Source organism: Methylorubrum extorquens (assembly GCF_024169925.1).
GTDB lineage: Bacteria > Pseudomonadota > Alphaproteobacteria > Rhizobiales > Beijerinckiaceae > Methylobacterium > Methylobacterium extorquens_A.
In genome coordinates, this window is record NZ_JALJXF010000001.1 from 2106701 (window position 1) to 2131755 (window position 25055).

Below are 25055 nucleotides of genomic sequence, written 5' to 3' on the forward strand. Positions count from 1 at the left end.
CCCACGTCGCCTGCCTGGGTTGTGGCACCCCGAAATCACGGCAGTCGCTCGATCCCGGCTCGACGACGCGCTTCGAGGGGCATTCCAACAAGCGCCCGTAGCGCACCATAAAGAAAGGGAAGCGTAAATCAACGGACCATAACTAAACTTGAAAGAACATTAATTGCCAAAAACGAGCTTTTCGCCAACCTAAAGTATGCATATGGCGGGTGGACTTCCATGATCCGGCAGCCTGGAATTTGGCTCGATTGTGCTGTGTCGACCCTGGCCATGGTCAGAGAGATGATCTAGGGAGGCCGGCGAGGAAGCGGGTCACGATCCCCTGATTTGCTAGGGACGTTCATGCATCTAGGAATGCCGGCCAATGATCACGGTGGATAGCCAAGATGTCGGACGTCACGATCTAGCGACACGACTTTCTTGGAGGGCGGATGTCCTATCGATTGCCATTGGGAAAGTTGGTGGCGATCTCGGTGGCTTGAGAAGCTGGTATGGGAATTGGAGTGAAATTCAGGCGCTGCTGTCGCCTGCGTTCGAGGCCCATCTGATACGGGCCTCCGGATTGTTCGACTCCCATTATTACTTGTCGGCGAACAAGGACGTCGCGAACGCGAAGATCGATCCCCTCCAGCATTACCTTCAGTACGGCGGGGCAGAGGGCCGACGGCCAGGGCCGGATTTCGATGGAGCCCTCTATCTCGCGAGCTACGCGGATTTGAGGACGGCCGGTCTGAACCCGCTCGTCCACTATCTCAAATATGGTCTCGTCGAGGGCCGGGTCCTGGGCGCACCGGTGGTCCATCCGCGGCCCGTACGAGAATCGGACGCCTCGAACGAAGAGGTGCTCGGGCTTTTCGGCGTTCCGATGGGCGAGTCGGAACAGGCATGTTACGCCGCGGTGCTGGAGCTGCAGGCGCGGTCCGCTGCCCTGGAGGCCGCGGCGGAGAGGATGCGCGGCCTTGTTGAGCAGCGTGATCATGAGCTGCGCGGCCTTCGGAGTGAACTCGCCGCGATGCGTTCGGCGGCGCAGGAGCGCGAGGCCGTGCAAGAAGCCGAATCGGAGCGGCTGCGCCGAGCGGGGGACGAGGCTGAGCTGAAACTCTATGTCGCCACCGCCTCACTGCAACGCGCGATCGCCCGGAACGACGAGCTTGCGGCGCGGGTGCGGGGTGGTGAGCCGCAGGCGCTCGGGGCACTGCCCTCGGCGGCGCGGGAGCGCGAGAATGTGCTTGAAGCCGAAGTGGAGCGGCTGCGCCGAGCGGGAGACGAAGCTGAACTGAAACTCTATGTCGCCACCGCCTCACTCCAGCGCGCGGTCGCCCGAAACGATGAATTGGCGGCGGCGGTTCGCGCCAGCGAGCGGGCGGCGACAGCGCCGAGGGCCGAACTGAGCCGGGTTGACGTGGAGCGTGCCCCCCCTCGGGCTGCGGCGGACCGCCCGCCGTCGCCGCAGGGCGGGGAGCGCCACGACTGGGAGGCCAGCGCCGAGCGCGACGCCATGCAGCTCCAGGCCGCCCTGCTCGAACACGTCGCGCAGCGCGAGCGTGAGCAGGAGGCCGCTCTCATCGCGAGCCGGGCCGAGGTGGCAACTCTTGCCGAGAGAGTCAGGGCATTACACGAGGCGAATGAGTTGCTCCGGGCCGAGGCGCCGAGCCTTGCCACCCTTGCCGATGCTGTCCGGCTCGGGAGTTCCCGTGCCGGGCGTACGGATATGGATCCCGCCGGCAAGGGGACGCCCGGGCTCGCATCCGCCGCCCGCCGGCTCTACCTCGATCTCCTCGAGGCGGTGCTGGCCGGGCGGCTGACCTTGCCGGGGAGCGCGGCGCATGGGGGATCCTTCCCCCCGATCCCCAAGGCGCGCCTGCGCAACCTTCGGCACCTTCTGGAGACGGTGGTGGCGGACGGCGTCGAAGGCCATATCCTCGATGCGGGTGCCCGGCAGGGGGCCGCATGTCTCTACATGCGGGCGATCCTGGCCGCCCATGGCGTCACCGATCGCACTGTTTGGCTCGCGGATTCCTTCGCCGGACCTTTTCCCTCGAAGGAAGATGACGGCCCGGAGCGCGGGGCGCGCGCGTACATCGCCGGCCCGGAGCGCGGGCTGTCGCTCGATGCGCTCCGGGAAGGATTCGAGCGCTTCGGATTGTCCGATGGGCAAGTCGCCTTCCTACCCGGTCGGTTCGAAGACACGCTGTCCAGAGCGCCGATCCGCTGCCTCGCACTGCTGCGGCTTGGCGGTTGGCACGATTCGATCTCGGATGTACTCGAGGCTCTCTACCCGACGGTGGCACCCGGCGGCTTCATCGTCGCTGACGATGTCGGGGAGGACGGCCGGGCCGCAATCGAGGCCTATCGGGCACGGCGGAACATCAACGAGCCGATCGTCGCTGTGGACGGGGCGGTTGTCTATTGGCGCAAGGCAAAGTGATTGCTCCGATGTCGGACCATCCGAAAGTCAGCATCGTCATGCCCGTCTATAACGGCGGGACCTATTTCGAACTGGCGCTCCAGAGCGCACTCGCGCAAACTTACGAGAACGTTGAGATCGTCATCGTCAACGACGGCTCGACCGACGGAGGCGTCACCGACGCTGTGGCGCGGCGCTATGCCGAGCGGCACCCGGACAAGATTCGCTACTTCCATCAATCGAACACGGGCGTCGCCGGTGCCCTGAACAAGGCGGTCGAGGAACTCACAGGCGACTTCTTCTGCTGGCTCAGCCACGACGACCTTTACGCGCCCGAGAAGACGGCCGTCCAAGTCGCCTTCTGGCAGCGATTGGGGCGGCCGGACGCCATGTTGATCTCGAACTACACCCTCATCGATTCCGACGGGAAGCAGTTCGCAAACGTGCAGTTCGACCATGAGCAGTTCAAGCGCTCGCCGATGGTGCCGCTGTTTCGCGGCGCCGTGAACGGCTGCACCGTCTTCATCCCCATCGGCCTGCTGCGCGCCATCCGGGGTCCGTTCGACCTCAGTCGCCGCTTTACCCAAGACTTCCAACTCTGGCGGCAGCTCATTCGGCAGACCGACTTCTTCCACGTGCCGCAGTCGCTCGTCCACTACCGCGTCCATCCAAGCCAGGATTCGCAGCGCCCGGACATCGCCGAAGAGGGCGAGACCCTTTGGCGGGCCATGATCGACGGGACGACCGAGATCGAGCGTGCGCAGATGTACGGGAGTTCGTGGCGCTTCTACGAGGAGACGCGCAAAATCCTGGCGCCGACGACTTACGTCAGCACCGTGCGGCACTTGGAGGAGCAGCGGGACCGCTGCTCCTCCAAGACCCTCGTCTCCGTCGTGATGCCCTTCTACAACGAGATCGGTCTCGTTCGCCGGGCCCTGGAGAGCATTCTCGCGCAGACCTACCCTCACCTCGACGTCGTCCTCGTGGATGACGGCTCGACAGAGGCGATGGATGATCTCTTGCGCGACGTGGGCTCCGACGCCCGGGTGCAGCTCTTCCATATTCCCAATGGCGGCCCGGGCGCGGCGCGCAACTTCGGCCTCAGCCGCTGCCAGGGCGACTACGTCGCCTTTCTCGATGCCGACGACCTGTTCCTGCCCAACAAGATCGAGGTGCAACTCCGCGCGATGATGCAGCAGGGGGCTGTCGCCTCGCACACCTCCTACCTCGTCGTCGATGAGGGGGTGGCCGGCGCCAGCGTGATCGAGTCCGGCCTTGCATCCGGGCGGATCTATCCGAGAATCATCTCGAACTGCCCGATCGCGACGCCGACGGTGATGCTGCATCGACTTGTTGTTGCGGAGGGGTTCGTGTTCGCGGATGCGGCCCTCGCGGAGGACGTCGTTGCCTGGGTCGATCTGAGCGTGCGGCACGACATCCTCGGATTGAACGAGGTGCTGACCGTCGTGGAGCGCGATGCCGGCACGGCATCGCGGCACGTGAACAAGAGTATGGACGGCCTGCAGAACCTGCTGCGCCGGTTCGGCAACGATCCCGTCCATGGACGGCAGGTGGAGCAATTGAGGGCACTCGAGGACGGTGTCCGGTACCTACGGTCGCTCAAGGCGGCCGGCATGGAACATCTCCCGCTCGGCACTGCCAGCGAAGCGCAGCGTCTCTCGCATCAGAAGGTCCTCATCGCCTCTCACGAGCAACTCACCGCCCGCGGTGTGAAGACCGCCCACGAGATGTTGCACTGGGCGAATGCGCTCAACCCGACGATCGATACCCTGGTCGCGCTCGGGATCTCGAATACGGCCCGGGGCCAGCCCCAACGTGCCATCGAGGTCTTCGATCAAGCGGTGGCCCTGGCTCCCGAGGGCGTACCCGCGCCGCTGCTGCATGTCCGTGCGATCGCCAAGTGTCATCTCGGCCGCTTCGCGGACGCGCTTGTCGACATGCAAGGGGCCTGGGACAGGCAACCGCACAGCGAGAGCATCAGCTATGGGCTGGCTAGTCTCAAGGCCTATCTCGGCCGGCTGAACGAAGCCGAACGGCTCTTCTCGAAGCCCCTCACCGTGCCGCTCGACAACGGCAGCACGACCAGCACCGTCACGCTTCGCTTCGATGAGCCCGACGCTGCGAGCTGCGATGCGTTTGACCGATTTTACAATCGTAAGGTGGATCTCGACCGAGCCGACCTGTCCGCATGTCACGCCGCCTGCGAGGTTGTGTTTTGCTTCTGCTGCGACGTGACGTATTTCCACACCTTCGCCGCAGCGGTGCTCGCGTCAATTCAACGGAACGCTGGTGTCACAGCCGGCCTGCACATCCACATCATCAATCCCAGCGAGGAGATCGCAGCGCCGTTGGCGCAACTCCGCGCCCAGGCTGGCATCCCGCTTTCCGTCTCGACCGAAACCGTCGATCTTTCAGCTTTCGACGAAACACAGCGCAAGACCTACTATGCCTGCGCACGCTTCCTCGCTCTTCCCGACATCATGCGAGCAATCGGGCGTCCCTTCCTGCTGACGGATGCCGATCAGCTTGTGGTTCGGCCCGTGGGGGATTTGCTTGAGGCGATGCGGGGCGCGGATGCGGGCCTGCTGGTGTTCCCGCAGGCGGCCCTCAACATCCTGTCGCTTGTCTCAGCCTCGGTGGTGTTCGTTGGTCGCGGCCCCGTTGCTGCATCCTTCTTCGGGCGCATCGCGCGCTATCTTGCCTCGTTGCTGGCACGTCCGGACCGAGCGCAGTGGCATCTCGATCAGGCTGCGCTCGCCGTCGCCTATGTCGCTAAAGGCAACGCGAAGGTCCGGACATTCGCGCCTGATGTCATGCATTCCAAATTGTATGACGGAGAGCAGATTGGCCTTGGTGGCAGTACGTTCTGGTCAGTAACCTACTCAATACCCGAAAATAGAAATAAAATAAATAGCACAATGTTTTCCGATTTCAGGGCTATGATAAAATGAAATATATTCTCAGTATGAAATCGTTGATCGGCTCGTTCCGCTCAAGATAGTGCCGGGCGGATGGGCGCTCATTTCTCACTTCTTTCAAATCCCTGAATGGTTCGGAGCTACGACATGGCATTAAACCGGATACTCCCACCTGAAGACTGCGCACGGCACGTTTCGAACTTGTTGCTCGGGCCGGAACCGGCTTTCCTCGGTCGGCTCGGCGGCGTCGATACCAACGCGGCTGTCTTCACCCAGGGTACTTCTTCCGGCTCCGATGCCTTCCTCAACGCTAAGAAGGAGTTGGAGATCTATACGGGTTACTACGATACGTGCAGCGACACTTCACGAGTTCCCGAATTTCTCAGCCTGCTCACGAAATCATACCGAGCCTCCGATACGTTGTCGGTCGGCCACGCATACCTGATCGCCCCATTCTTTCCCGAAATTATCGATTTTCCTCCCCCGCCTGAAACGGCCGTAGAAAGATGTGAGCACTGGGTACGAGAGGTCATCGGTGCAGACCGCAACATGACGCTCATTCCCTACAATTTCATCGAGCGGCTTGTTGCTGGTGGGCCATCTTTGCTCTCGGTTTTTAGTGAGGCTCTTGTAGGAAAGAAGGTCCTCGCAATCACTCCATTTTCCGAAACAATCCAGGATCAGCATCCCAATCGGCACCAGTTTTTCAAGAACTACGAATACCCTGAATTTGATTTGCTGACGTATACGACTCCTATCACGTATCACGGGCTGCCGGCTGAGTTTTTCCCTGACCAGGATTGGTTCTCGACTCTGGAGCGGATGAAGCGCGAAATAACAGCTATAGACTTCGATATTGCCTTGCTGGCTTGTGCGTCATACGCAACGCCGCTGGGGGCATTCATACAGGACGATTTAGGAAAAAAAGCAGTATATGTTGGGGGCGTTCTTCAGCTTTTCTTTGGAATAATGGGGCGTAGATTTAATACGACGTTCTACAATTCACAAATCAACCCAGGGATATTCGTCCGGCCACGTGAAGCACAGAAATTCATAGAGAAGGTCAATGAATGGAGTGACAGTCCAACCGAGGCCTTTGGAGCCTACTTCTGATAAATTTCGGCCGAGAGACCTGCGTTCTGGCAAGAGTGCCGTTCGTTGGTACTGAATGAGCCATAGGGAAGACCTTAAGAGCGTCTAGCAGGCTGCTGAAAAAGTCTGGGGCACGGTTCGGTTTGGGGGATTGCCGCTGCGTTTTCGAAGATCGCCCATCCTGAAGAGGCCCGCCCCGGTGGCGGTGATGGTGCCGCGGCGCGCGGGACGCACCTCGGTCCAGCCTGGGTCGCCCCTCTCGCCTAGGCCTCGATCAACGTGCCATCGACGGAGAAGTGGTCGCTCGACAGGAGCCGCTTGACCGGCTTCAGCGCCAGCAGGCCCGACAGGAAGGCGCGGGCGACCTCCGCTTCCAGCAGTCGGTCGCGATTGTGCGTGAACACCGTCGGATGCCAGACCGCGGCATCCATCTTCTGGCCGACGAACCACCGGAACAGCAGATTGTCGTCGATCTGCTCCATCCGCATCCGCGCGGAGCGCACCGAGAAGAACGCCTGCAGCAGCATCTCCGGCGGGATCGAGGGCCGCCCCATCTGGGAACACAGCGCCTCGAAGCGTCCGTTCAGCCCCGCCAGAACCTCGTCGGCCAAAGCCCGGATCGGCCGCAGCGGATGATCGGCCGGAACGCGTTCCTCCAGGCGAACGTAGCTGAACAGGCTCTCCGACCGTTCCTCACGCCCACGCATCGCCCGACCTCACACCTGTCTCGGATCAGAGAGAGTCATCTCCGCGACAAGCCTGCCAGCGACTTCTTCAGCAGCCTGCTAGAAATCCATGGAGGCCGAGAGCAGAACGGTCCGCGGCGCCCCCTGGCTCAGGATGCCCCGCCCCGTCGAGGCCCAGTAGTTGTTGCCCGTCACATTGACGACGTTCGCCCGGAGCGTAAGCGGATGGTCCTGGAACACGGTGGCGTAGCGCAGACCGAGATCGAGCGTCGCCCAGTCGGGGATCTTCTGGCTGTTGGCGAGATCGTAGTACTGCGCCGAGGTGTAGATCACCCGGCCGCTCAGGCTCAGGCCCGGCAGCAGGTCGTACTCGCCGTAGAGGTTGAGCTGAACGTCCGGGACGCCGACGGCGACGCGCCCGACATTGGCCGGGTTCTGCGAGCGCACCTGCACGCCGTCGAGCAGGCTGACGCCGCCGAGCAGGCGCAGGCCCGGCGCCGGCTCGCCGAAGACCGTCAGCTCGACGCCGCTGTTGCGCTGGCGCCCATCGACCGAGAATAGCTGGGTGGCCGTGTCGAGGAAGCCGAAGGGCTGCTCGATCTCGAAGGCGGCAAAGCCGACGCCGACGGTGCCGAAATCGTACTTGGCGCCGACCTCGGTCTGCCGCGACACGGCGGCCGGAAAGGCTTCGTTGGCGTTGCGCGCGGCGATCGGCGGGGCCGGCGAGGTCAGTCCCTCAATGTAGTTGGCGTAGAGGGAGAGCCGCTCCAACGGCTTCACCACGAGGCCGAGGCCCGGCGAGAAGGCGCCGCTCTCGCTCGCGCCGGTGCGGAAACCGGTGGTCTGGTTGTAGGCGTTCACGTCGAGGCTCTGCCAGCGTCCCCCGACGGTGAGCAGGATCCGGTCGTCGAGGATCGACATCGTGTCGGCGATGGCGATGCTGCGGTTGATGCGGCTCGAGGTGCGCGGCGTCGCGTTCGACAGGCCGACGGTCGAGCGCGGGGCGACGTAGACCGGATCGTAGAGGTTCGACACGATCGTCGCCCCGACGACCTGCGCCGTCGGCTGGGCGAGGTCCTGCCAGAAGCCGACCGCGGCGAGGCCGAAGCTATGCTTGACCGGCCCCGTCTCGAACGTGCCGCGCAGGCCGGCCTCCGCGGTCTGGTTGACGATGAGGAACGGCAGGTAGCTGATCGGGTCGCGGTAGTCGCCGCGGGTGTTGAAGATCGTCAGGACGCCGCCGAAATATTCCTGCCGGAAGTTGGAGCGCCCGTAGGCGCCGTACAGCGTCAGGTCCGGCGTCAGGTCGTACTCGACCCGGGTGGCGAGTTGCCGGTTGGCGCTGTCGCGGAATTCCCAGGGCTGGTGCTGGTTCAGGGTGAGGTCGGGCGCCCGGGGGATGCGCACCCCCGCCGCCACGTTGCGGTTGCGCAGGGGCGACTGGAAGTCGAGCTCCTGGTAGCCGAGATCGAGGCTCGCCCGCAGGCGCTCGCCGCGGTAGTCGAGCGCGAGCGCGGCGACGCCGAAATGGATGGACTGGTTGTCGATCGGCGTGCGGCCGTTGTTGACGGCGCCGTTGAAGCGGATGCCCCACTCCTTCGCCTCGCCGAACCGGCGGCTGACGTCGATCGCCTTGTAGATCTGGGCGTCGTTGCCGTAGCCCAGCGTGACGCGGGTCAGCGGCTCCTCCCCGGCGCGCTTCGGGATCAGGTTGATGATGCCGCCGATATTGCCGAAGGGGGGAACGCCGGAGAGCAGGGTCGAGGGGCCGCGCAGCACCTCCACGCGCTCGATCGGTTCGATGGCAGGGTTGAACGCGTCGGCGACGCCGAACAGGCCGTTGAAGGCAATGTCCTGCGCGAAGACGGGGAAGCCGCGCACGAAGAAGCCGAGGATGCCGGAGAAGGCCGGCACGTTGGTGCGGATCGACGGGTCGTTGTTGACCACGTCCTGGACGTTGCGCGCCTGCTGGTCGCGGATAAGCTTCTCGGTATAGCTGGTCGAGCTGAACGGCTGGTCGAAGACGTTGCGGTTGCCCAGCAGGCCGAGCCGCGAGCCGGAGCCGACCACGCCGCCGGGATAGGCGGGCGGGGGCGGGCCGACGACGGCATTGCGGTTCGCCGGCACGGGTTTGCCGCCGCTGCTGCCCGCGACGGAGATCTCCTCGATCCGCACCTCCTCCTGCGCGGCCGCGCCGGAGACGCAGCCGGCCGCCACCACCACAGCGAGACAGAGGCCGAGCCGCCGGTCCTGCCCCATGGATGCGTATCCGGGATGCGCGTGTCCAGGGTACGACATGAGCATGCAACTCCTGAAGAGGCGAGGGGCGCAGGCGTCCCGCCGCAACGGCCTTCCTCGAGCGTCAGTCGGCCAGTCCAGCCCAAGGCGCAACTCCGATCCTTCTTAAAATATATCATGTGTTTGCAGCTGTTGCGGCGCCGCTACACGATTTAGCTAGAATACTTCTAAGAAAGACATGGATTTATCAAGTCGTTCGACAATCGAGTCTGTCCTGGCAAGGTTTTTGTGGGTCTGGCCTGGCCGCTGCACCGATAGAACATCAGCCGGCTCGGGACCGTAAGCTGCTCGGGCTGCGCACTACCGGACCGAGGCCGGACTCTGACATGACCGACGCACACGACAACGCAATCGAGGAAGCCAAGCGACTCGCCAGGGCCGAACTCGACGAATACCGGGAGCGCCGCCGCCGTGAGCGGGAGGCCCGCACCAAGGCTAATGAGACGGCAGAGGACGAGATTGCCCGCACCATCCTCCAGCGCCGAGAAGCCGAGGCCCGACAGGCGGAGACGAGCGCCGCGCAGGCCCGCTTCATGGAGGAACACCGCGCAAAGGTCGAGGCGATGCGCGCCGCCGAGCGGGCCGGAAGAGCATCCGGCGACTTCCGCCTCGGCCCAGCCGCACCACCGCCAGCCCGTCGCGTCGCCCAGTTGCTGCGCCAGCGCCTCGGCAACGAATTCGACTCGATCATCGCGGGCATCAAGGCGTGCGATTGGCGATCCTTCCAGAGCGAGGTGGGTCGCGTTCTTGTAGACGAGGAGTGCGAGCGCAAGCATCGTGAGCAGCAGGCTCGGGAAGCCGCCATGGCGGAGGCCGCACGGACCTTGCCGGAGCCGGAGGACGCCGCCGAAGCCGAGATCCTAGCTCGGCACGGTTTCGCGCCGCAGAGCCGAACCGCCTAGCTCGGCGCCTGGGTTCACTAAATCAACAGGAGGCATCAGGACGGCGGCAGAGCGCTGCGGGCATCTTGGATGGCTGCGGCACATCAGCGGGCGCTGGCGAGCTTCCCGTTGAATTTGGCTGGCTGGCACGTTCACGCTTGCCATGCGCTTAGCAGCCGCCATTTCTGGTAAGCAGCCCCAGAAATGCAAAAGGGGCTAGATACTATCTCACCCCTTATTCCAGCTTATGAAGTTAATGGCGCGCCCGAAAGGATTCGAACCTCTGACCCCCAGATTCGTAGTCTGGTGCTCTATCCAGCTGAGCTACGGGCGCCTTTTTTACTTCCTGACACCCTTGAAGGGTGCTCCTCTTCTTTCTTGGTCGGAGTGGCAGGATTTGAACCTGCGACCCCCACGTCCCGAACGTGGTGCGCTACCAGACTGCGCTACACTCCGATGCCGGCCCCCGAGGGCCGACGAGCGGGCTTATAGCCGGCACTTTTCGTGGTCGCAAGCGGGTTGGGGCGCTTCGTGGCTGTTCTTGCGCGGCAAGGGCGGTTTTTCGCGCTCAAGACCTGGTTTTTTTGATAGTAAGCTGCTGACAAATATAGGAATTTAAAAATTATCATTTTGCGCGGCCGCATCGCGGCATAGCGGGGTGGTGCCCTGACGCGTCCTTCGCGAGACGGTTCCCTGTCGCGCCTGGGCGCCAGGGCGGGAACGGCCGGCATCTGAGCGACCACGTGACACCCTGTTGGTTGGCCCTGCAGTGACCAGTGACGGGCGCATCGCCCTTGTGACGGGGTTTACCGGCTTGGTGGGGGGCGAAGAGCGTCCGTGTCTCGACTTGCAGCTGGCCAGCGCCTCGGGCGACTCGCTCCGCTGCCAGGGCACGGTCGAGATGATCCGTCGAACAGGCGGCTCCCTCCTTCGAATTGTGATCTGAAACGCAAAAGGGCGGCACACCGGTGCCGCCCTTGATCAGACCTGCCTCGAAAATCAGGCGTAGACGCTGCTCGGTGCCTGCGGGAACCTCTCGGCGAGCGCCCGACGCAGCTTCTCCAGGGCACGGTTCTCGATCTGCCGGACGCGCTCCTTCGAAATGCCGAGGCGGTGACCCAGCGCTTCCAGGGTCGCCTGATCCTCGGCGAGGCGCCGTTCCCGCAGAATCCGCAACTCGCGCTCAGAGAGCACCGTCAGGGCCTGTCGCAGCCAGACCAACCGTCGCTCGCCATCGACCAGGGCCGAGACCGTTTCGTCGGGCAGGGCAGCGTTGTCGACCAGAAAGTCCATGCGCTCGGAGGACGCTTCGCTCTCCTCGCCGACGGGCGCATTCAGCGACATGTCGGGTCCCGACAGGCGCGCATCCATCAGCGCCACGTCCTCGCGTGAGACGCCGATGGCGGTCGCGATCCGTCCGTGGATCTCGGAGCCGACCTGCTCCTCGGTCGATTGCATCAGCCGGGCGCGCAGGCGGCGCAGGTTGAAGAAGAGCGCCTTCTGCGCGGAACTCGTTCCGCCGCGCACGATCGACCAGTTGCGCAGGATGTAATCCTGGATCGAGGCGCGGATCCACCATGTGGCGTAGGTGGAGAAGCGGACTTCGCGTTCCGGCTCGAACCGGGCCGCCGCCTCCATCAGGCCGACATGGCCCTCCTGCACGAGATCGGCCATCGGCAGGCCGTAATGGCGGAACCGGCCGGCGAGCGCGATCACAAGACGCATATGCGCGGAGATCAGACGGTGCAGGGCGCGCTCGTCGCGTGCTTCCTTCCAGGCCACCGCCAGCCCACGCTCTTCGTCCCTCGCAAGGAACGGCGCCTCCATCGCTGTTCGAATGAACTGACGCCGCATCCCCGCGATTTCTGCCATCCCCGCCTCTCTCGTTCGAGCATTCTTGGTTCGAGCGTTTCAGATCGGCTCGCATCGGTCCCGTCGGTCAGCGAAACGCCGGACCCGACCATGGGGCAAGCCATCCGTGGCAGAGGCACAACACATCCATGCGACGCTTGTTCCCTGCGGGCGCATGGCGTTGGAGACGAAAGGATCAAGAGCTGTACGGTCGCCGCATGAAAAAAGGGCCCGGCATGGCGCCGAGCCCTCTGGTTCGTACGTACGAATCGTGCAGCGGTCTGATTCGCTGCGCGAGCCCGTCTCAGGCGGCTTCTTCCTGTACGTCGTCCTCGCCCTCGGCATCGGCTTCCGCATCGGCCTTGGCGCGGCGCGGCGATTTCGCGAGGCTCTGCTCGATCAGCTTGAGCGCTTCGGTCTCAGTGATCTTGTTCACCGAGGAGATCTCGCGCACGACGCGGTCCAGGGCGGCCTCGTAGAGCTGACGCTCGCTGTAGGACTGCTCGGGCTGGGCCTCGGAGCGGTAGAGGTCGCGTACCACCTCGGTGACCGAGATGAGGTCGCCGGAATTGATCTTGGCCTCGTATTCCTGGGCGCGGCGCGACCACATCGTGCGCTTGATGCGGGCGCGGCCGGTCAGCACGTCGAGGGCCTTCTTGACGAGTTCCGGCTCGGCGAGCTTGCGCATGCCGACACTGTTGGCCTTCGCGGTGGGGACGCGCAGGACCATCTTGTCCTTTTCGAACGAGACGACGAACAGCTCGAGCTTGTAGCCCGCGATCTCCTGCTCTTCGATCGCGGTGATCCGCCCGACGCCGTGCGCCGGATACACGACCGCCTCGCCGGTCTTGAAGCCTTGGCGGCCTGCTACCGTCGTCTTCTTGGCTGTGGTCATGCGGAATGAGCCTCCACTGTCATCCACGCGGGGCGCGTCCACGCCCGCACGCTCGTCACCTCCGGGGCGGGACACCCGGCGCATGCCTCTGTCCGGCGGCGCACCATTGAGGCGCTGGCCGGTTCCCGGGCTCTCGCGTTGCTCACACCACACGAAGGCACCCGCCGGGAGCGAGATGCTTCCGGCGGTCGATCGCAGCCAACCTCTTTTCCAGGAAGACGGAACTCGCTTTGAAGGCGATCAGGAGGGGGCGCATCGAGCGTGAGCGACGGCGAGCCCTCATGTAACACGAACGGGCCGGCGAATCAAAGGATTGCCGGCGCGCGGGCGCATCTCCGCATGGGAGGATCGAAGGTTTTGCACGGATCGAAAAGAGCGGCGCCGGGGCTTCCGGCGGATCTTTCGAGGGAGGCCGTGGTGCGTTCGGATGATCGCCCCGGATGAACCGGCTGCGACGAGAGGCCGCCGCGTTTCCCGAGCCTGTGCCGCCGCGCTGCCGGTTAGCGCAGGGCGGAGGGGCTCAGTCGCCGGAGCCGGGATTGGGCGAGAAATGCGCCTCCAGCTTGCCACCCACGCCATCCCACTGCTTGGCGTCGGAAGGGGCGTCCTTCTTCTGGGTGATGTTGGGCCAGGTCTTGGCGTAGTCGGCGTTGAGCTTCAGCCAGCCCTCCAGATCGCCCTCGGTGTCGGGCTTGATCGCCTCGGCGGGGCATTCCGGTTCGCAGACGCCGCAATCGATGCATTCGTCGGGATGGATGACGAGCATGTTCTCGCCCTCGTAGAAGCAATCCACGGGGCACACCTCGACGCAGTCCATGTACTTGCACTTGATGCAGTTGTCGGTGACGACGTAGGTCATAGGCCGTTCGGTCCTTAAAATCCGCTTGCCTGGATGGGGGCTTGCCTGGGCCGGGGCGGGCGCGCTCCTCACCGGCTCGTCACCCGCTCGCGGATGCGATCCCCTCGTGCGGCGGTTTCAAGCGTTCCGGGCGCCGCCGCCGCCCGATTTGGAAGCGCTCTAGCCCTTGGCCGATGGGCTGACAAGCGCGCCTTGCCGCCCGCCCTCCCCTGCGCGGCGCGAAGGGTTTTCCGGCAACGCCTCCGCCCCCGTCCCCGATCCGGTGCGATCCCGCCTGTCGGCCGGAATTCGAAGTCGAGGTTCGGTGTTTAGATCTGCGTAGTCTTAGTCATTGGTTAATTTTACTGTCTTTGGCAATCGAGCTTGTCCGGAAAGCAACCTTGGCCGCACTCTGTACGTCGAATGGCATGCCACGCTGAGGTCCGCACGGGACTCGCAGGCGCCCCGAAATCGTATCGAAGTCGCGTTCCGAGGTTGTTCCATGGCCACTCCCCTGCCCCGCTCGAGCCTGTTCCCTTCTCTTGCCGTCGCCGCCGTCTCGGCGGTCGTCATGGCCGCGCCCGCGCAGGCCGGGGACGGCTGCGTCAGCGCCGAGTGCTACCGCCGCGTCGTGACGCCGCCGGTCTACGACACCGTCGCAGAGCGGGTGCTGGTCCAGCCGCCGCGCACCGTCTACCGCACCACGCCGCCGATCTACGACACGGTGTCCGAGCGGGTGCTGATCGCGCCCGGAGCGCGCCGTTGGGAGACGCGCACCGATGCCTACGGCCAACTCGTCGGTTGCTGGGTGACCACGCCACCGCGCTACGCCGTGCAGACCCGCCGCGTGCTGGTGCGGCCGCCGGAGGCGATCCCCCACACTCTGCCGCCGGTCTACACCACCACGCAGCGCCGGGTGCTGGTGCAGCCCGCTCGCGCCGCCTGGGTGCCCGCGGGCGGCCCCGATTTCGGTGCCGGTCCCGGTTATGGACCTGGTTATGGTCCCCTTGGGGTCGGCTCGATCCCGGACGCCCTCGGCATCGCCGGCGCCTCCTCTGCGGATGTGGCGGTGGGCCTCGGCTTCTCTCAGGGCAGCATCTACGACGGGTATTGAGGCCCGCTGCCGCGTCGGTCTCGGTCGCCGGCCTTGATTCAGGGCTGAACCGCCGTAGCTCCCTTCCCGACATAAAACGGGAGGAGCGGACCATGGCGGCGTTCAGAGCCTGGGTGATCGAGAAGGGCGAGGCCGGCCAGAGCCTCGCCCTGCGCGACTTCGACGAGGCCGACCTGATGGACGGCGACGTCACCGTGCGGGTCACCCATTCGGGCCTGAACTACAAGGACGGGCTCGCCATGACCGGCCGGATGCCGGTGGTGCGCCGCTTCCCCATGATCCCCGGCATCGACTTCGCCGGCACCGTCGAGGCCTCGGCGCATCCAGACTACCGGGCCGGCGACGCCGTGGTGCTCACCGGCTGGGGCGTCGGCGAGACGCATCTCGGGGGGCTCGCCGAGCGCGCCCGGGTGCGTGGCGACTGGCTGGTGCCGCTGCCCGAAGGCCTGAGCCCGGCCGAGGCCATGGCGATCGGCACCGCGGGCTACACGGCGATGCTCTCGGTTCTCGCCCTGGAGCGGCACGGACTGACCCCCGAGGCCGGGCCGGCGCTGGTGACGGGGGCCTCCGGCGGCGTCGGTTCGGTGGCGGTGGCGCTCCTGAAGCGCGCCGGCTGGCACGTCATCGCCGCGACCGGCCGGGGCGGCGAGGCCGATTACCTGAGAGGTCTCGGCGCGGCCGAAATCCTGGAGCGCGAGGCGCTCGCGGGCGAGCCGCGCCCCCTGGCCAAGGAGCGCTGGGCCGCAGGCATCGACGCGGTCGGCGGCCGGGTGCTCGCCAACGCCCTATCAATGACGAAGGGCGGCGGTGCCATTGCCGCCTGCGGCAATGCCGGGGGCATGGACCTGCCGAGTTCGGTCGCGCCCTTCATCCTGCGCGGAGTCTCCCTGCTCGGCATCAACAGCGTGACGACGCCGCAAGGGCCCCGCCGCGAGGCCTGGGCACGGCTCGCGCGCGACCTCGACCGGGATCGGCTTAAAGTCATGACGCGGACGGTCTCCCTGGAGGAGGTGGGCGGCCTCGCCGAAACCCTGCTCGACGGTCAGGTGCGGGGCCGCACCGTCGTCACGATCGGTGGAACCGCGGCTTAGGCTTGGGCATTGCATATCTTATGAGCAGAGCATTCGTCCGTGAGCCGGAAGGTGGCGAGGCCTTCGAGGATCTTCCCGATCGGCCCATCTCCTCCCACACCAACTATGTGACGCCCGAGGGCCTCGCACAGATCGACGCCGAGGTGGCGCGCTTGGAGGCGGAGCTGTCCAGCCTCTCGCCGCAGCAGGACAAGGCCGACCACAGCCGTGTCTCGCGCGATCTGCGCTATTGGACCGCGCGGAAGAACTCGGCCGAGCCGGTCGAGGCGTTCGAGGGCGAGACCGTGCGCTTCGGCGCAACGGTGACCGTGCTGCGCGAGGACGAGACCCGGCAGACGTTTCGGATCGTCGGCGAGGACGAGGCCGACCCGTCGGCCGGCTCGATCTCCTACGTCGCGCCGCTGGCTCGCGCGCTGACCGGCAAGGGGGTCGGCGACACCGTGACGGTGAACGACCACGAGTTCGAGATCGCCGAGATCCGCTGACCAAAAAAGTCAGGGGTTTCGAAAGGGCGAGCCGTTTCGCGGTTCCAGGGCGGAGCCCTGGGGGAGGAACGTTGGGGCGCTGCCCCAACACCCCGCCAAAGGGATGATCCGTTTGGAATCCCGGACCTGGATCAGGTGAACAGGCTCGACACGCTCGATTCCGTCGCCGTGCGCCCGATCGCCTCGCCGAGCAGCGGCGCGATCGAGATCACGCGGATGTTGCGGGCGAGCTTCACCGCCTGCGTCGGCAGGATCGAGTCGGTGATGACGAGTTCCTTCATCCGCGAGGCGGCGATGCGCGAGACCGCCCCGCCCGACAGCACCCCGTGGGTGATGTAGGCCGAGACCTCCTTGGCGCCCGCGTTGAGCAGGGCCTCGGCCGCGTTCACCAGCGTGCCGCCGGAATCGACGATGTCGTCCACGAGGATGCAGGACTGGCCCTCGACGTCGCCGATGATGTTCATCACCTCCGACTCGCCCGCCCGCTCGCGTCGCTTGTCGACGATGGCCAGCGACGCGTCGATGCGCTTGGCGAGCGCGCGCGCACGCACCACGCCGCCGACGTCGGGCGAGACCACCATGCGCTCGCCCGGGGCGAGACGCTCCTTGATGTCGCGCACCATCACGGGCGCCGCGAACAGGTTGTCGGTGGGGATGTCGAAGAAGCCCTGGATCTGTCCGGCGTGGAGATCGAGCGTCAACACCCGGTCGGCGCCGGCCTCGGTGATGAGGTTGCAGACGAGCTTGGCCGAGATCGGCGTGCGGCCCGAGGTGCGCCGATCCTGCCGGGCATAGCCGAAATAGGGGATCACCGCCGTGATGCGCCGTGCCGAGGACCGACGCGCCGCGTCGATCATGATCAGCAGCTCCATCAGGTGGTCGTTGGCCGGGAACGAGGTCGACTGGACGATGAACACGTCCTCGCCGCGCACGTTCTCCTGCAGCTCGACGAAGATCTCCATGTCGGCGAAGCGCCGGACCATGCAGTTCGCGAGCGGCAATTCGAGGTAGCCGGCGATCGCTTCCGCCAGCGGACGGCTCGCGTTGCCGGCGATGATCTTGATGGACGACGTCATGCCGGGCGTCTCTCGGCTCACACTGCAAGTCATTCGCGGGACGCGACGCGAAACGATTACGTCCGAGACCGCACAAGCATCCGGCCGCGCGGCTCATACCAGTAGGGCCCAGCCCTCACAATGGCTTCGATAGAAGGACTTCAAGGCGCGAAGCCCCGCCCCGCCCCCCTCACGGTTCCAGCAGGCGGTGCAGGTGGACGATGAAGTAGCGGGTCTGCGCGTTGTCGACGGTGGCCTGCGCCTTCGAGCGCCACGCGGTCTGGGCCGAGGCGTAGTCGGGAAAGACGCCGACGATGTCGAGATCCTTCACGTCGCGGAAGCGCACGCCCGAGACATCTTCCAGCTCGCCGCCGAACACGAGGTGGAGCTTCTGGTCCGAGTCGATCGTCGTGGTCACGCGTCTCTCCTGCGGGATTCTGAGGCCCGCCGGTGAGGCAGGAGCCGTGCCGCTCGGTCGCAGAGCCGGCCGGGCCGGTCAAGGTGCGTGCCGCGCAAGGAGGGGGTGACCCCGGGGCGGGACAGCGTCCGGCCGCGAACGGTCAGAACAGCGATCCTTGCCGCGCGGGGGGCTGCGGTGCGGCTTCCGCGGCCTTCGGAGTGGACTCGGACGTCGTCCGGCGGGGCGCGCGCTTCGGGCGCGGTGAGGGCGGGGCGTCGGCAAGGGGGCGCGCAACGGGGTCGTCGGGAGCATCCTCGGGGCGCGCAAAAATCGCGCCGTCGGCGAACTGCAGTTGGAACCGCGCAGCGTGGGCGGCGGCCGCGGCCGAGCGCACCGGCAGGCCGTCGGCGTCGCGCACGAGTGCGTAGCCGCGGGCAAGCACGGCCTTGTAGCTCAGCGCCCCGAGCAGGCCGGTGAGCGCGTCGAGCCGGTCGCGGCGGCGCTCGACGATGCGGGTCATGGCGGTGCGCGGGCGGTGGTCGATGGCGGAGAGTTGTGCCCGCGCCTCGGCCAGCGCGATCGCCGGGGAGCGCCGGGTGAGGCGGTCGGCGAGGCGGTTCAGGCGCTCGCGGGAATCGCGGGCGTTGGCGGCGAGCGCCGGCCGCAGCCGCGCGTCGGCGAGGTCGAGGCGTTGGCGCTTGACGGCGAGGAAGGCGTCGGCGCCGGGGATCGCCCGCACCAGCGCCCGGAAATCCGCCCGCTCGCGCTCGATCCGCCGCAGCATCGTGCCCGCCTGCCGGGCGCCGAGTTCGTGAACCTGGGCGCTGAGTTCGGCCCGCACCGGCACCGCCATCTCGGCGGCGCCCGTGGGCGTCGGGGCGCGGCGGTCGGAGGCGAAGTCGATCAGCGTCGTGTCGGTCTCGTGGCCGACGGCGGAGATCAGGGGAATCTCGGACTCGGCGGCGGCGCGCACCACCGCCTCCTCGTTGAAGGCCCAGAGATCCTCGATCGAGCCGCCGCCGCGGGCGACGATCAGCACGTCCGGCCGCGGGATCGGGCCATCGGGCGCGAGCGCGTTGAAGCCGCGGATGGCGGCGGCGATCTCGTCCGCCGCCCCCTCCCCCTGCACCCGCACCGGCCAGACCAGCACGGGGCGGGGAAAGCGGTCCTCCAGCCGGTGGAGGATGTCGCGGATCACCGCGCCGGTCGGCGAGGTGACGACGCCGATCACCCGCGGCAGGAACGGGATCGGCCGCTTCCGGTCCGCCTCGAACAGCCCCTCGGCGGCGAGCAGGCGCTTGCGCTCCTCCAGCAGCGCCATCCAGGCGCCGATGCCGGCGGGCTCCATCGAGTCGATGACGATCTGGTACGAGGACTTTCCGGCAAAGGTTGTGATCTTGCCGGTGGCGACGACCTCGAGCCCCTCCTTGGGCTTCTGGCGCAGCCGCCCGAGCACGCCCTTCCACACCACCGCGTCGATCTTCGCCGAGCCGTCTTTCAGCGAGAAGTAGGCGTGGCCCGAGCCGTGCGGCCCGCGATAGCCGGTGATCTCGCCGCGCAGGCGCACATGCCCGAAGGCGTCCTCCAGGGTGCGCTTGAGGGCGGCGGCGAGATCGCCGACCGACCATTCGGGGGCGTTGGCCTGGAGCAACGCCGAGGGCGCCGGCTCTCCCGGCGGCGGCACGGCGGCGGCAGAGGTCGCAGGACGTGGCGGGGGCACGAGCGGCATGGGGCCGGACGCTAGGGAACGGGCCGGGTGAGGTAAAGGCCGACCGCGCGATCGGCTGGGGAACGGCGTCTGGGTGTGGCGCCGGAGCCGCGTTCCGTATCCCCGACCCGCCGCCCCGTTCGAGCGACGGCATCGGAGGCATTAAAGCGTAACGATGAGGCACAACCGCATCGCTTGAAGATCCTGGCTCGCCCTTGGCGGCAAAAAGTCCCTCTCGGCCACGCCTTCCACACCCTGGTGGAGCGGCTACTCGACCACGACGTGCCGCTCTGCCTCATCAAGTTTCCCCGCTTCGCGCAGGACCCCGACGATCTCTACGACACGCTACGCCCGTTCCTGCCGCCGGACCTCGACCGGGCCGGATGCGGTCGGGCGCTCGCCAGCGTGGCGGATGCGGAGAAGATCCGGATGAGCCGCGAATTGCGGCCGGAGGAGAACTCCGGCGCCCTGCCCTCTATCGAGGAGGTGGAGCGTATCACCCAGAAGCGGCAGGTCGCTTCGTTACGTCAGCGGCTGGAGCGGGTCGAGAGTCTGTCGCGGCCGTTCCGGCTCGGCGGCCGGGCCTGGGCGAAGGGCGCGCACGCCCTGCACGAGACGGCGTTTCGGATGCGGCGGGCGCTCAAGGGTGAGATGCCGCGCCGGTCGGACGGCGGCCGATCAGGTGCGCGATGAAGGCGCCCGGCGTCAGATCAGGCGCGTGAGGATCAGCGCCGCTGTCACGGCCGGGGCGGCAGCGGCCGCCATGGCCCAGGGCCAGACCGGCGCGAGCCGTGAGCGGCGGTTGTCGTTGGCGGCCCGTGGCGCAGAGCGACGCTTCACCACGTAGTGCGACAGCCGAACGATGGGCTGCTCGCGGGGCGTGCGGGCTGGGGGGGCGATCGAGTGGCGACAGATCGGCATGGCACTCATCAACAGGTGAGCCCGGCCAACCGTTCCGTCCGGCGCACGGGATAAAACGATCCCGGCGGAGGGCTGCGCCGACGCGCTCACCACAGCGAGAATTCGGTGGCGAAATCCGTGGTCCGCAGCGGGCATGCCGGCGTGGGGCAGGGTTCGGCCGGGACGGTCGCGAGCACTCCGTCCGCCCCCGCCTCGAAGCGCAGGCGCACCGCTGGGTCGTCCTCCTTGGCGTAGGCGAGCCGCACCTCGAAGCGCACCGCGTCGAAGGTCTTGCGGTCGGCGTAGATGATCACGTCGCGGGAGACGGATTCGCCCGGGTTGAGGTCGGAGGGCTCGCTCGGGAGCGGCGTCGCGCCGGAAAACAGCAGCCCCTGGCGCAGGATCGGCGTCCCGTCGCTCTCGCGCACGTAATCGCGGGCGGCATCGACGTTCGCCGTGCCGGAGAGCGAAGCCCGGAAGGCGGCCTCCCGCGCCGCCATCCCAGCTGCCGTGTCGTCGCCCGGCTCGGAGAAGCGGGTGCGGATGCCGACCACGGTGTAGGTCAGTCCGAGCACGCGCACGCCCGCTTGGCCGACATTGGTGCGGGTCACGGTCGAGCGGATCGCCACCCGGTCGCCGCGCTCGCCGACCCGGGCCAGATCGGTCTTTACCGAGACCGAGGGCGGGGCGAGCCCCGGCTTGATCCGCGCCTCGTAGACGAAGGTGTAGACGCCCCAGGCCCCTGCCCCGAGGATCGCCAGCGTCTGCACCAGGGTGTTGGCGCCTTCCAGGCCCAGCCCGCGCCGTTTTCGGCCCGGCCCCTCGTGACGGTCTGGCTGACGATCGTGCGGCGCCATGCGGCGGGGTCTCCCTTGCGTTGCCGGGGCAAACGCGAAACGCCCTTTCCCCGGCCCAAAATTTTTTGGATAGGGTTCTTCCCATGACCGAGCCCTTCTCCATCCTGCTCATCGGCTCCGGCGGGCGCGAGCACGCGCTGGCCTGGGCCATCGCGAAATCGCCGCTCTGCACGCGGCTGTTCATCGCCCCTGGCAATCCGGGGACGGCGCAGCACGGGGAGAACCGGCCGGACCTCGCGGTGTCCGATCACGCTGCCGTCGTCGCGTTCTGCCGGGCGGAAGGGGTCGGGCTGGTGGTGGTGGGGCCGGAGGCGCCGCTGGTCGCCGGGCTCGTCGACGACCTTCAGGCCGCCGGCATCCCCGCCTTCGGGCCGACGAAGGCCGCCGCACAGCTCGAAGGCTCGAAGGGCTTCACCAAGGATCTGTGCGCCGAGCACGACATCCCCACCGCCGCCTTCGCACGCTTCACCGATCTCGAACCGGCTTTGGCCTATCTCCGCACGCGCGGTGCGCCGATCGTGGTCAAGGCCGACGGGCTCGCCGCCGGCAAGGGCGTGACCGTGGCCGAGACGCTGCCCGAGGCCGAGGCCGCCGTGCGGGCGATCCTCGACGGCAGCGAGGGCGGGGCGCTCGTCATCGAAGAGTGCCTGTTCGGCGAGGAGGCGAGCTTCTTCGCACTCTGCGACGGGACCCGTGCGGTGCCGATCGGGACGGCGCAGGACCACAAGCGCGTCCATGACGGCGACCTCGGCCCCAATACGGGGGGGATGGGCGCCTATTCCCCCGCTTCCATCGTCACGCCGGAGATCACCGAGACGGTGATGGCGCGGATCATCGCGCCGACGCTGGCCGGCATGGCCGCCCGCGGCACGCCGTTCGCCGGCATCCTCTATGCCGGGCTGATGCTGACGGCGGAGGGCCCCAAGCTCATCGAGTACAACACCCGCTTCGGCGATCCCGAGGCGCAGGTGCTGATGCCGCGCCTGACCGGCGACCTCGTGCCGGCGCTGCTGGCGGCGGCCAAGGGCGACCTCTCCGGCGTCGCCATCGGTTTTGACGCCGCCCGCGCCGCGCTCACCGTGGTGATGGCGGCGCAAGGCTATCCCGGCGCGGTGACCCGCGGCACCGAGATCCGCGGCGCCGAGGCGGCTCTCGATGAGGGGGTTCTGGTGTTCCAGGCCGGCACCCGCCGCGACGGCGACCGGCTGCTCGCCGATGGCGGCCGGGTGCTCGCGGTCACGGCGCTCGGCGCCAGCGTGCGCGAGGCGAAGGAGCGCGCCTACGCGGCGGTGAAGCGTATCGACTGGCCGGATGGGTTCTTCCGCAGCGACATCGGCGCCCGGGAGGTCGCCCGCGAAGCGGCCGCCTCGGGCACGTAATGCCCGGTTTCCTCGACCTAGCCTTCACCGCCGCCCGCGAGGCCGCGGCTCTGGGCGAGGTGCCGGTCGGCGCGGCCGTGGTGCGGGACGGAACCGTGCTCGCGGTCGCGGGCAACCGGCCGCGCACGCTGTGCGACCCCACGGCCCATGCCGAGATCCTGGCGATCCGCGCCGCCTGCGCCGCGCTGCGCGACGAGCGGCTGACGGGCTGCGACCTCTACGTGACCCTGGAGCCCTGCCCGATGTGCGCGGGCGCGATCGCCTTCGCCCGCATCCGCCGCCTCTACTACGCCGCCTCCGACCCCAAGGGCGGCGGCGTCGAGCACGGGCCCCGCGTGTTCAACCAGCCGACCTGCCACCACGCGCCGGAGGTCTATTCCGGCTTTCGCGAGGGCGAGGCGGCGGGCCTCCTCAGGGGCTTCTTTTCGGAAAGGCGGGGGTGAGCGGGAGGCGAACCGCGGCGGCGCGCGGCGCGTTCGGCTCACGTCCCGCGATGCCGCACGGAGCTCCGTCCCATGGTCCCGACCTACCAGCGCGCCCTGATCGTCGGTGCCGGCCCCGGTCTGAGCGCCTCGCTGGCGCGCCTGTTCACGGCCGAGGGGCTGAAGGTCGGGCTTGCCGCGCGAAATGTCGAAAAGCTGAGCGATCTCGCCGCGGAGACGGGGGCCGTGGTCCATGCCTGCGATGCCACCGATCCGGGGCAGGTCGAGGCGCTGTTCCCCCGGCTCGAACCGGCGCTGGGCGGTGCGCCGGACGTGGTGGTCTACAACGCCAGCGGCCGGCTGCGCGGCGCCACCGTCGATCTCGATCCGCAGGCGGTGGCCCGCGCGCTCGCGGTCTCGGCCTATGGCGGCTTCCTCGTGGCCCAGGCCGCCGCCCGGCGGATGCTGCCCCACCGCCACGGCGCGATCCTGTTCACCGGCGCCTCTGCGAGCGTGAAGGGTTTTGCGGGCTCCGCCCCTTTCGCCATGGGCAAGTTCGCCCTGCGCGGCCTCGCCCAGAGCCTTGCCCGCGAGTGGCAACCCCAGGGCATTCATGTGTCCCATGTCGTGATCGACGGCGCCATCCGCTCCGCCGCCCGGCCCGATCCGGGGGATCGCCCCGACGCGACCCTCGACCCGGATGCGATCGCGAAAGGCTACCTCGCCCTCCTGCGCCAGGATCGCAGCGCCTGGACCGACGAGATCGCCCTGCGGCCGTGGGTCGAGTGCTTTTGAGGCGTTAGGCCGCGAGAAAGCGCGTTAACGCCCGCAGCGTCAGCTCCGGCGCTTCCTCGGCCATGAAGTGGCCGGAGGGGATCTGCGCGCCCTGAGCCTTTGGCGCAAAGGTCCGCTGCCAGGCCGCCAGCGCGGTCTCGGCTTTGTTCCGGTCGAGATAGGCTTCGCTCGCGAGCACGAGCACCGGCATCGCCAGGGTCCGGCCCGCGGCGAGGTCGGCGCGGTCGGCGGCGCGGTCCGGCCCGTCGGCGCCGCCGGCCCGGTAATCCTCGCACATCGCGTGGATGCGCTCGGGGACGTTCCAGGCCTGCCGGTAGAGGGTGAGCGCACGGGCGTCGAACGCGCTCAGATCGTGCGCGGCGGTCCAATCGCGCAGCAGCCCCTCGAAATAGCCGTCCGGATCGCGGCGGATCGTGTCCTCCGGTTCCGGGGCGGGGCGCGACAGGAACGGCCAGTGCGGATTCGCTTCGGGGTTCGCCTCGATGCGGGCCCACTGCACTTCGGTCGGCACGATGTCGAGCAGCGCGAGCCGTTCGATCCGGCCGGGTTCGTCCAGCGCCAGCCGGTAGCCGACGCGGGCGCCGCGATCATGACCGGCCAGCGCGAAGCGGACGTGGCCGAGCCGCTCCATCACCGCGACGATCTCCGCCCCGAGCCGCCGCTTGGCGTAGGCGTTCTCTCCGCTCCCCGAATCCGGCGCGGCCGACCAGCCGTAGCCCTTCAGGTCGAGGGCGATGACGCGGTGCGTCTCGGCGAGTGCCGGCGCCAGCCGGTGCCACATCGCGTGGCTCTGCGGAAAGCCGTGCAGCAGCAGGAGCGGCGGCGCCGTCTCTGGCCCCCCGGCCCGGCCGAACCAGCGGCCCGCCGGCCCCTCGATCCAGAGCGGCGCGAAGCCGGGAAACAGGTCGTCGCCCTCGGCCATCCGCTGTCCTTCCCCTCCGACGTTTCGTGCCTGCGGACAA

Annotated in this window: 21 protein-coding genes, 2 tRNA genes and 1 pseudogene; 11 read left to right on the top strand and 13 right to left on the bottom strand. The window is 67.4% G+C overall.

What is annotated here, in order from left to right:
• Nucleotides 1-364 precede the first annotated feature (364 nt).
• From J2W78_RS09890 to J2W78_RS09900, 3 genes are all read left to right on the top strand, one after another.
• The gene (locus J2W78_RS09890) at nt 365-2428 is read left to right on the top strand and encodes a TylF/MycF/NovP-related O-methyltransferase (RefSeq protein ID WP_253370165.1); all 2064 of its coding nucleotides are present in this window, start codon (nt 365-367) and stop codon (nt 2426-2428) included.
• A gap of 8 nt (nt 2429-2436) precedes the next feature.
• A complete protein-coding gene (locus tag J2W78_RS09895; RefSeq protein ID WP_253370167.1) occupies nt 2437-5379 on the top strand; it encodes a glycosyltransferase in 2943 nt (980 codons plus the stop codon).
• Between the two features lie 114 nt (nt 5380-5493).
• Entirely contained in the window at nt 5494-6459 is a 966-nt protein-coding gene (locus tag J2W78_RS09900) for a hypothetical protein (RefSeq protein ID WP_253370168.1), read from the top strand.
• A 245-nt stretch (nt 6460-6704) separates the two neighbouring features.
• Here the strand turns inward: J2W78_RS09900 and J2W78_RS09905 are convergent.
• Together J2W78_RS09905 and J2W78_RS09910 are read right to left on the bottom strand one after the other, a co-directional pair.
• Nucleotides 6705-7145 (bottom strand): annotated as a pseudogene (locus tag J2W78_RS09905) (transposase); the annotation flags it as partial.
• A gap of 78 nt (nt 7146-7223) precedes the next feature.
• Nucleotides 7224-9383 carry a TonB-dependent receptor gene (locus J2W78_RS09910; protein ID WP_253370169.1) on the bottom strand — a complete coding sequence of 720 codons (2160 nt, stop codon included), beginning with the start codon at nt 9381-9383 and terminating at the stop codon, nt 7224-7226.
• Between the two features lie 365 nt (nt 9384-9748).
• Between J2W78_RS09910 and J2W78_RS09915 the strand changes: the two genes are divergently transcribed.
• Nucleotides 9749-10324 (top strand): hypothetical protein, encoded by a 576-nt coding sequence (locus J2W78_RS09915; RefSeq protein WP_253370171.1) that lies wholly within the window; start codon nt 9749-9751, stop codon nt 10322-10324.
• Nucleotides 10325-10560: 236 nt separating this feature from the next.
• On the opposite strand, the gene J2W78_RS09920 is transcribed toward J2W78_RS09915, so the two are convergent.
• From J2W78_RS09920 to fdxA, 5 genes are all read right to left on the bottom strand, one after another.
• Nucleotides 10561-10637: transfer RNA gene (locus tag J2W78_RS09920), tRNA-Arg, on the bottom strand.
• A 45-nt stretch (nt 10638-10682) separates the two neighbouring features.
• Nucleotides 10683-10759 (bottom strand) — tRNA-Pro (locus J2W78_RS09925).
• Nucleotides 10760-11302: 543 nt separating this feature from the next.
• On the bottom strand, nt 11303-12175 hold the full coding sequence (locus J2W78_RS09930) for an RNA polymerase factor sigma-32 (RefSeq protein WP_253370173.1): 873 nt from the start codon (nt 12173-12175) through the stop codon (nt 11303-11305).
• A gap of 283 nt (nt 12176-12458) precedes the next feature.
• Complete coding sequence (locus J2W78_RS09935) at nt 12459-13049, bottom strand: CarD family transcriptional regulator (protein WP_060771135.1); 591 nt, start codon at nt 13047-13049, stop codon at nt 12459-12461.
• A 520-nt stretch (nt 13050-13569) separates the two neighbouring features.
• Nucleotides 13570-13908, bottom strand: coding sequence for a ferredoxin FdxA (gene fdxA / locus J2W78_RS09940; RefSeq protein WP_253370176.1), 339 nt, complete (start codon nt 13906-13908; stop codon nt 13570-13572).
• Nucleotides 13909-14389: 481 nt separating this feature from the next.
• Between fdxA and J2W78_RS09945 the strand changes: the two genes are divergently transcribed.
• The 3 genes from J2W78_RS09945 to greA all read left to right on the top strand — a co-directional run bounded on the left by J2W78_RS09945 (nt 14390) and on the right by greA (nt 16577).
• The gene (locus J2W78_RS09945; protein WP_253370178.1) at nt 14390-15001 is read left to right on the top strand and encodes a hypothetical protein; all 612 of its coding nucleotides are present in this window, start codon (nt 14390-14392) and stop codon (nt 14999-15001) included.
• A 92-nt stretch (nt 15002-15093) separates the two neighbouring features.
• Entirely contained in the window at nt 15094-16092 is a 999-nt protein-coding gene (acuI, locus tag J2W78_RS09950) for an acrylyl-CoA reductase (NADPH) (RefSeq protein WP_253370180.1), read from the top strand.
• Between the two features lie 20 nt (nt 16093-16112).
• Complete coding sequence (gene greA, locus J2W78_RS09955) at nt 16113-16577, top strand: transcription elongation factor GreA (protein ID WP_253370182.1); 465 nt, start codon at nt 16113-16115, stop codon at nt 16575-16577.
• Nucleotides 16578-16708: 131 nt separating this feature from the next.
• On the opposite strand, the gene J2W78_RS09960 is transcribed toward greA, so the two are convergent.
• The 3 genes from J2W78_RS09960 to xseA all read right to left on the bottom strand — a co-directional run bounded on the left by J2W78_RS09960 (nt 16709) and on the right by xseA (nt 19761).
• A complete protein-coding gene (locus J2W78_RS09960; RefSeq protein ID WP_003599505.1) occupies nt 16709-17653 on the bottom strand; it encodes a ribose-phosphate pyrophosphokinase in 945 nt (314 codons plus the stop codon).
• A 169-nt stretch (nt 17654-17822) separates the two neighbouring features.
• Nucleotides 17823-18050, bottom strand: a complete 228-nt coding sequence (locus J2W78_RS09965) for a DUF4170 domain-containing protein (RefSeq protein ID WP_003599504.1) — start codon at nt 18048-18050, stop codon at nt 17823-17825.
• A gap of 142 nt (nt 18051-18192) precedes the next feature.
• Nucleotides 18193-19761 carry an exodeoxyribonuclease VII large subunit gene (xseA, locus tag J2W78_RS09970; protein ID WP_253370184.1) on the bottom strand — a complete coding sequence of 523 codons (1569 nt, stop codon included), beginning with the start codon at nt 19759-19761 and terminating at the stop codon, nt 18193-18195.
• 174 nt (nt 19762-19935) lie between these two features.
• Here xseA and J2W78_RS09975 point away from each other — a divergent pair, with 174 nt between their 5' ends.
• Nucleotides 19936-20433, top strand: coding sequence for a hypothetical protein (locus tag J2W78_RS09975; RefSeq protein ID WP_253370186.1), 498 nt, complete (start codon nt 19936-19938; stop codon nt 20431-20433).
• A gap of 12 nt (nt 20434-20445) precedes the next feature.
• Here J2W78_RS09975 and J2W78_RS09980 read toward each other — a convergent pair whose 3' ends face one another.
• A complete protein-coding gene (locus tag J2W78_RS09980; protein ID WP_253370188.1) occupies nt 20446-20661 on the bottom strand; it encodes a hypothetical protein in 216 nt (71 codons plus the stop codon).
• An 86-nt stretch (nt 20662-20747) separates the two neighbouring features.
• Nucleotides 20748-21497, bottom strand: coding sequence for a hypothetical protein (locus J2W78_RS09985; RefSeq protein WP_253370189.1), 750 nt, complete (start codon nt 21495-21497; stop codon nt 20748-20750).
• Between the two features lie 83 nt (nt 21498-21580).
• Here J2W78_RS09985 and purD point away from each other — a divergent pair, with 83 nt between their 5' ends.
• From purD to J2W78_RS10000, 3 genes are all read left to right on the top strand, one after another.
• Nucleotides 21581-22876, top strand: a complete 1296-nt coding sequence (gene purD, locus J2W78_RS09990; protein WP_253370190.1) for a phosphoribosylamine--glycine ligase — start codon at nt 21581-21583, stop codon at nt 22874-22876.
• Nucleotides 22876-23319 carry a nucleoside deaminase gene (locus tag J2W78_RS09995; RefSeq protein WP_253370191.1) on the top strand — a complete coding sequence of 148 codons (444 nt, stop codon included), beginning with the start codon at nt 22876-22878 and terminating at the stop codon, nt 23317-23319. The genes purD and J2W78_RS09995 overlap by 1 nt, the downstream gene beginning before the upstream one ends.
• A gap of 72 nt (nt 23320-23391) precedes the next feature.
• Nucleotides 23392-24093, top strand: a complete 702-nt coding sequence (locus J2W78_RS10000) for an SDR family NAD(P)-dependent oxidoreductase (protein ID WP_253370192.1) — start codon at nt 23392-23394, stop codon at nt 24091-24093.
• 4 nt (nt 24094-24097) lie between these two features.
• On the opposite strand, the gene J2W78_RS10005 is transcribed toward J2W78_RS10000, so the two are convergent.
• Nucleotides 24098-25015: an alpha/beta fold hydrolase gene (locus tag J2W78_RS10005; RefSeq protein WP_253370193.1), complete on the bottom strand. Its 918-nt coding sequence runs from the start codon at nt 25013-25015 to the stop codon at nt 24098-24100.
• Between the last annotated feature and the right edge of the window lie 40 nt (nt 25016-25055).